4 protein-coding genes are annotated in these 6,134 nt (G+C 76.1%); 3 read left to right on the top strand and 1 reads right to left on the bottom strand.

Annotation, left to right across the window (positions count from 1 at the left end; translation table 11 throughout):
• On the top strand, window positions 1-948 hold a 948-nt coding region (locus E1300_RS46595), incomplete at its 5' end, for a threonine ammonia-lyase (RefSeq protein WP_207400390.1).
• Between the two features lie 137 nt (window positions 949-1,085).
• Window positions 1,086-3,182: a fibronectin type III domain-containing protein gene (locus E1300_RS46600; RefSeq protein ID WP_131763681.1), complete on the top strand. Its 2,097-nt coding sequence runs from the start codon at window positions 1,086-1,088 to the stop codon at window positions 3,180-3,182.
• A gap of 63 nt (window positions 3,183-3,245) precedes the next feature.
• On the opposite strand, the gene E1300_RS46605 is transcribed toward E1300_RS46600, so the two are convergent.
• Entirely contained in the window at window positions 3,246-5,087 is a 1,842-nt protein-coding gene (locus E1300_RS46605; RefSeq protein ID WP_131763682.1) for a serine/threonine-protein kinase, read from the bottom strand.
• Between the two features lie 368 nt (window positions 5,088-5,455).
• On the opposite strand from E1300_RS46605, the gene E1300_RS54390 reads away from it, so the two are divergent.
• A partial coding sequence (locus E1300_RS54390) for a hypothetical protein (protein ID WP_207400391.1) occupies window positions 5,456-6,134 on the top strand: 679 nt, incomplete at its 3' end.

The raw sequence follows: 6,134 nt of genomic DNA on the forward strand, positions 1-6,134 counted from the left end.
GGGCGAGCGCGCGTGACGGCCCGTCCCGTCCGCGCGCCCGGGCCGGACGACCTCGACCGCGCCTGGCGGACGGTGTCCGCGGTGCTGGCGCCGACGCCGGTCGTCCCGTCGCCGCTGGCGCCGGACGCCCTGCTGAAGCTGGAGACGTTCCAGCCGACCGGGTCGTTCAAGGTGCGGGGTGCGCTCGCGGCCGTGGCGGCGCTGCCGGACGGGCGGCCCGCCGTGACGGCGAGCGCGGGCAACCACGGCCTCGGGATGGGCTACGCGGCGGCCAGGTCGGGCGCGGACGTCACCGTGGTCGTGTCGACCCGGGCGTCCCAGGTGAAGGTCGACCGGATCGGCGCGTTCCCGGTGCGGCTCGTCCGGCACGGGACGAGCTACGACGACGCCGAGGCGCACGCGATGGGCCTCCCCGGGCACTACGTCTCGCCCTACAACGACCCCGCGGTGATCGCCGGGCAGGGCACGATCGGCCGCGAGCTGGACGCGCAGGCGCCCGGGCCGCTGACCGTGGTCGCGCCGGTCGGCGGCGGCGGGCTCGCCGCGGGCCTGTGCCTGTGGGCGCGCGAGCGCGGCGACGTGCGGGTCGTGGGCGTGGAGTCGGCGGTGTCGCGGGCCGTCTCCGCCGCCGTGGCGGCCGGGCGGATCGTCGAGGTCGAGGTCGGCGACACGTTCGCCGACGGGCTGCCCGGCAACCTGGAGGCGGGCAGCGTGACGCCGGACCTCGTCGGCAGCGTCGCGGAACTCACCACGGTCACCGACGCCGAGATCCGGGACGCGCTGCGCTTCCTGTTCCGCGAGCACGGCCTCGTGGCCGAGGGCGCGGGGGCCGCCGCGGTCGCCGCGGTGCTCGCCGGAAAGGTCGAGGTCACCGGACGGCCGGTGGTCGTCGTGTCCGGCCGCAACATCACGGTCCCGACGTACACCGAGGCGCTCCTCCGGACCTGAAACCCTCACTTTCCCGGCGAATCGCCACACGAGCGGTCGATGCCGCACTACGGTGTCCGGTGCGCGGGCCGGGGACGGTCCGCGAGCGGAGGAGGTCCCGCGGACGGACGGTCCGCGGACGGGGAAGGCGGCGGAGCGTGCGGGTGGCGGCCCTGCGGACGGCGTTCCGGCGCGACCGGCTCACCGGCCAGGTCGCGGCCGGCCTCACCGGCGTGCTCGTGATCGCCGCCGTCGTCTACGGCGTCGGCACGGCGAGCGCCCGGTACCGGCTCGCCGACGTCGGCGCCTGGCTGAACGCGGGCGCCCGGGGCCTGGCCGTGCACGTCAACGGCCCGGCGGGCAAGGTGGACGGCCGGACGGCCCTGCCCGCCCAGATGCGCGGCCACCGCATCCAGGTCGTCCAGGACGGCGCGACCGTGTTGCTCGTCGACCTCGACACGGGCGTCGTCAGCCGCATCGACCCGTCCCAGCTCGCGGTGGGCCGCAACCGGGCGCTCGGCGCCGGGATCCAGGTCCTCGCCGCGGCGGGCCGCGCCTACACGGTCGACTCCGTCAAGGGCGTCGTGCAGCAGATCGACCCGGTGTCGCTGACGCCCGCCGGGCCGTCCGCGACGCTGCCGCCGCCGCTCGGCGGCGCCGGGATCGACGCGCGCGGCGCGCTCTGGGTGCCGGTGGCGGGCAAGGGCCAGGTCACCGCGTTCCGCGACGGCCGCCTTCAGGCGCCCGTCCCGGTCGGGCGGCCGGGCGACGCCCTGGCGCTGACGATCGCGGCCGGGGACCCCGTCGTCGTCGACTCCTCCGCCGCGACCGCGACCGTGCTGAAGGCGTCCGGGGCGCGGCTCGCGGTGGCGCTGCCGTCCACGGTCCGCACGGCGCGGGCCGGAGGCGTGCTCGCCCCGCCCGTCGCCGAGGGCGCGACCGTGCCGCTGCTCGTGCCCGGCACCGGTTCGCTCGTCACCGTGGACACCGGCACCGGCCGCCACACCACCGCGCGGCTCGCGGTGCCCCGGCACCGCTACCGGGCACCGCAGATGCTCGGCGCCAAGGTGTACATCCCGGACGAGACGGCCGGCGCGCTGCTCGTCTACGACACGGCGGGCAACCGGTTCGAGGCGCCCGTCCCGGTGACGGGCCGCCCGTCGCGGCTGGAGGTCCTCGTCAAGGACGGCCTGCTCTGGGCGAACGACCCGGCGGGCCCGCGCGCCGTCGTGATCGACCGGGAGGGCGGCCGCAAGGGCATCGACAAGTACGCGGACCGGGTCCCGGGCGGGCCGAAGCGCCACGGCCTCCCGACACCGGGCGCCGGGACCGCGCCGTCCGCCCCCGCGGAGCCGGTGGCGGACCCGACGCGCCCGGCGGCCCCGGCGGGTCCGCCGCGCCCGGGGCAGCCGCCCGGCGCGCCGTCCAACATCGCCGTCACGCCGGGCGCGGGTACGATGCGCGTGGACTTCCAGCCCTCGCAGGGCACCGGCGTCACGGGATACGCCCTGAAGGACGTCCCGGCGGGGCTGTCGGTGAGCCCGCGGACGACCGGCCCCGGCGGCCCGTTCACGTTCACCCTCAAGGGAGGGGACTGCGGGCGCGAGTACCGCTTCCGCGTCGCCGTCCAGTACCGGGACGGGCGCAACCGTGCGGGCGAGCGGGTGTCCGTGGCGAGCGACCCCGTGCGGCCCTGCGTGACGCCGGGCGCGCCCGGCAAGGTCTCGGCCACGGCGACCGCCTCCGGCGCACGGCTCTCCTGGACGCCTCCGCCCGGCGGCGCGACGAGCTACAAGGTGACCTGGGACGGTCCCGTCCAGGGCACGCAGACCGTCACGAGCGCCTCAGCGACCCTCGGCACCGTCTGGACGAACGGCTCCTACACCTTCAGCGTCGCCGCCGTGAACGCCGCGGGCACCGGCGCCGCGAGCACGTCCAGCGCCAGCCTCACCGGGCCCGTGCAGCGGTACGCCGTCCGGAGCAACGGCAATTCCAACGGTTACATCAGGAGCACGGCGGACGCCGACAATGGCGCGCTCGTCGCCACGATGCACGACAACAACGGCGAGGTCGTCGACGTGCACTGCCAGGAGAAAGGCGTCTATTACCGGCATCCGAACGATTCCAGTCTCGCGGGCGACATGTACGCCCAAATCACCTGGAATGGCAAGACCGGTTATGTCATCGGCTGGCTTATCAGCACGCCGGGAGACTGGACGAGCCCGGCCGGGCCGACCGTATGGGCGTGCAAGTGAAGCGCGACTCCGCCGCACGTCCCAGGACCAGGTAGACCGGCCCGGAGGACGGCCTCGCCAGGCTCACTTCTTCTTGTGCGCCTTCCGGATGCACGCGGGCGCGGACCAGGAGACGTCCGGGGCCTTGCCCTGGTTGAGGCGCAGCACGGCGCCCACCTTGAAGCAGTAGGCGCCCTTCGGACGCAGCCCCGGGACCGTCGCCGACCGGGACCCCGCCGGGACCGTCACGATCGCCTTCGCCCCCGCCGGCTGCTGCTGGATGATCAGTGGCAGCCCGCGGGCCGCGTCCGGCAGCGTCCAGAGCAGGGCGGCGCTCTCGCCGACCTGCCGGACGACGACCCGGCGCGGACGGGTCGCGGCGAACTGCGCGGCGGGCAGCGGATCCGTGGACCCGCCCGGGACCGCGCCGGTGCCCTGCGTCGCGGGCGGGGACGTCCCGGCGGCGGACGGCTCGCCCTTCCCGTCCCCGCCGCCCCCGGACAGGGCGAGCGCGCCGATGCCCAGCACCGCCCCGCCGACCAGCGCCACCGCCGCCGCGACGATCAGCCCGCGGCGCGGCCCGTCATGCGGCCCCTGATGCGGCCCCTGATGCGGTCCGGCCTGCGCGCCGTGCCGCATCCCGTCATGCGGCCCGTCGAACGACTGCTCGTGCGGGCCGGGCGCCGTGTGAGGTCCGGGCGCGGTGTGCGGGCCGGGGCTCGTGCGCGGGGTGGTGTTGGAGCCGCTGGCGCGCGGGTCCGCGCTCGGGGCCCATGGCGACGGCGGCAGGGCGTCCGGTGCGAGGGCCGGAGCCTCCGGCGCGGACGAGGAGAACGCCGGTGGAGCGGAGGGCGCGGAGGCGGACGGCGCGGGAAGGGACGGCGAGTGGGCGGTCGGCGCCCACTCCGGCACCGGCGGCGGCCCGGAGTTCTCGGGGAACGAGGGCCGCGGCCCGCCCGATAATCCGCCCGACGAGAAGCCTGAGGAGAAACCGGACGACCCGGACGAGAAACCCGACGACGAGCCGGACGTCGAGAACGACCCGCCCGGATGCCCGCCGGTCGGATGCGGGCCGGGGCCGCTGCTGTAGGGGACGTCGGTGACCGGCAGGCCCAGCTCGGCCTGCACCTGCTGGAGCCGCTGCGCGAACTCGACGGCGCTCGCGTACCGCTCCTCCGGCTTCTTCGCCATCGCGCGCGCGATGGCCTCCGCGACCTGGGGCGCCGCGTCCGGCCGGGGGAGCGGCGGGGGCGGGTCGTTCAGGATCCGCAGCATGAGCAGGGCGATGCCCTCGCTGGGCGGCCCCTTGAAGGCGGGCTGGCCCGCGAGGAGCTGGTACAGGGTCGAGCCGAGCGAGTAGATGTCGGCGCCGGGCCCGGGCGGGCGGCCCTCCAGCACCTCGGGCGCCGCGTGGTGCGGCGTGAACGCCTGCGTGTGCGTGGCGTCGAAGGAGTCGACGAGCCGGGCGATGCCGAAGTCGGCCAGCGCGGGCTCGCCGTACCGGGACACGAGCACGTTCTGCGGCTTGACGTCCCGGTGCAGGACGTCGGCCTCGTGCGTGGCGGCGAGCGCGCCCGCCATCTTCACGCCGATGCGCAGCACCTCCGGGACGGGCAGCGGCCCCTCCCGCGCGAGCCGGTCGGTGAGCGCGCCGTGCTCGAAGTACTCCATCGCGATGTAGGGGCGGCCGGAGCGGGTGGTGCCGGTGTCCAGCACGGTCACGATGTTCGGGTGCCCGGACAGCCGTCCGGTGATCTTGCTCTCGCGCTGGAACCGGCGCATCGCCGCGTCGTCGACCGAGCTGATCGACAGGACCTTGAGCGCCACCGTGCGGTCGAGGTGCTCCTGGCGCGCGCGGTACACGACGCTGAAGCCGCCCTCGCCGACCTGCTCCAGCACCCGGTAGCCGGGGACGTCCTCGGTCATGGGTCCTTCCCGGTGGGCGGCGGCCGGCTCGCGGCGGGGGTGCGAACCTTGGATGCGGGACGGTCCGGGGCGGTTCCCCCCGGACGACCTGGGCTCCCAGCGTAGTACGGGGACGAAACGGACGTGGCCGCTCTCGCCCCGCCGGCCCGCCCGGTGGGACGCCGCGCCCGGCGCCCGCGACCGCGGTGGAAATAGCGGGAGATTTCCGCCGCACTTCTTAATCGTTGTCCCAACTCCGCACCGTCTCCGCCCGAAACTGCCTAACCTCGGGTTTTGCGATGACGGAACGCTCAGAGGGAGTGGCCGCCGTGACGGACGATGTCATGACGAATCCAGAAGCGGAACTGCGGTACAGCGAACTTGTCCGGATGGCGTATTTCGTTCTCCCGGGAAAGGGAAAGCGCGTCTACCGGCTGGCGATCGCCCGCCGCATCGTGGACGGCACCGCGCGCCGCGACCGCTCGCCCGCGGGCCTCGCCCGGCGCCGCACCCGCGTCCTGCGCCGCGCCATGCGCCCCTCCCGGCGGCTCCAGATCGGCCTCGGGCCCTGGCTGCGCGCCGTCCCCGCCCGGCTTCCCGACCCCGCGCTCACCGGCGCGCTGGCCCGGCTGAGCCCGCACGTCCGCGCCGCCTACGTGCTGCGCCACGTGGAGGGGCTGCCCCGGTACGCGGTCCGCGACCAGCTGATCGAGCTGGGCGTGCGGGACCCGTGGCCGGTGATCGCGGCGGCGGACGCCGTGGAGGTCCCCGCCGCCCGCCGCCCGGAGCGGTTCGACCCCGCGCTGATGCGGCCGGTCCGCAACCGGTCGGTGCTGCCGCTCGCCACGGCCGCGGTGCTGACGACGGTGCTGGTCGGCGCGCTCGTGATGACCGAGACCGACGGCTCGCTCGCGGGCGGGTCGCGCCCGGCGCGGGGCCGCGCCCTCCAGGTGGTGTCCGCCGATCCGGGCGCGTGGTCGCGCGGCGGCCGCACGCTGGACGCCTGGCCCGCGCGCGGCGACCTCGCCGCCGACCACAGATCGGAAGAGCGTCGTGTAGGGAAAGAGT

Origin of the sequence: Actinomadura fibrosa, assembly GCF_900659615.1 — a bacterium.
GTDB lineage: Bacteria > Actinomycetota > Actinomycetes > Streptosporangiales > Streptosporangiaceae > Spirillospora > Spirillospora fibrosa.

Excerpts from the sequence above, each read along its gene's own strand:
- E1300_RS46605 (WP_131763682.1), bottom strand. The coding sequence starts at position 5,087 with ATGACCGAGGACGTCCCCGGCTACCGGGTGCTGGAGCAGGTCGGCGAG.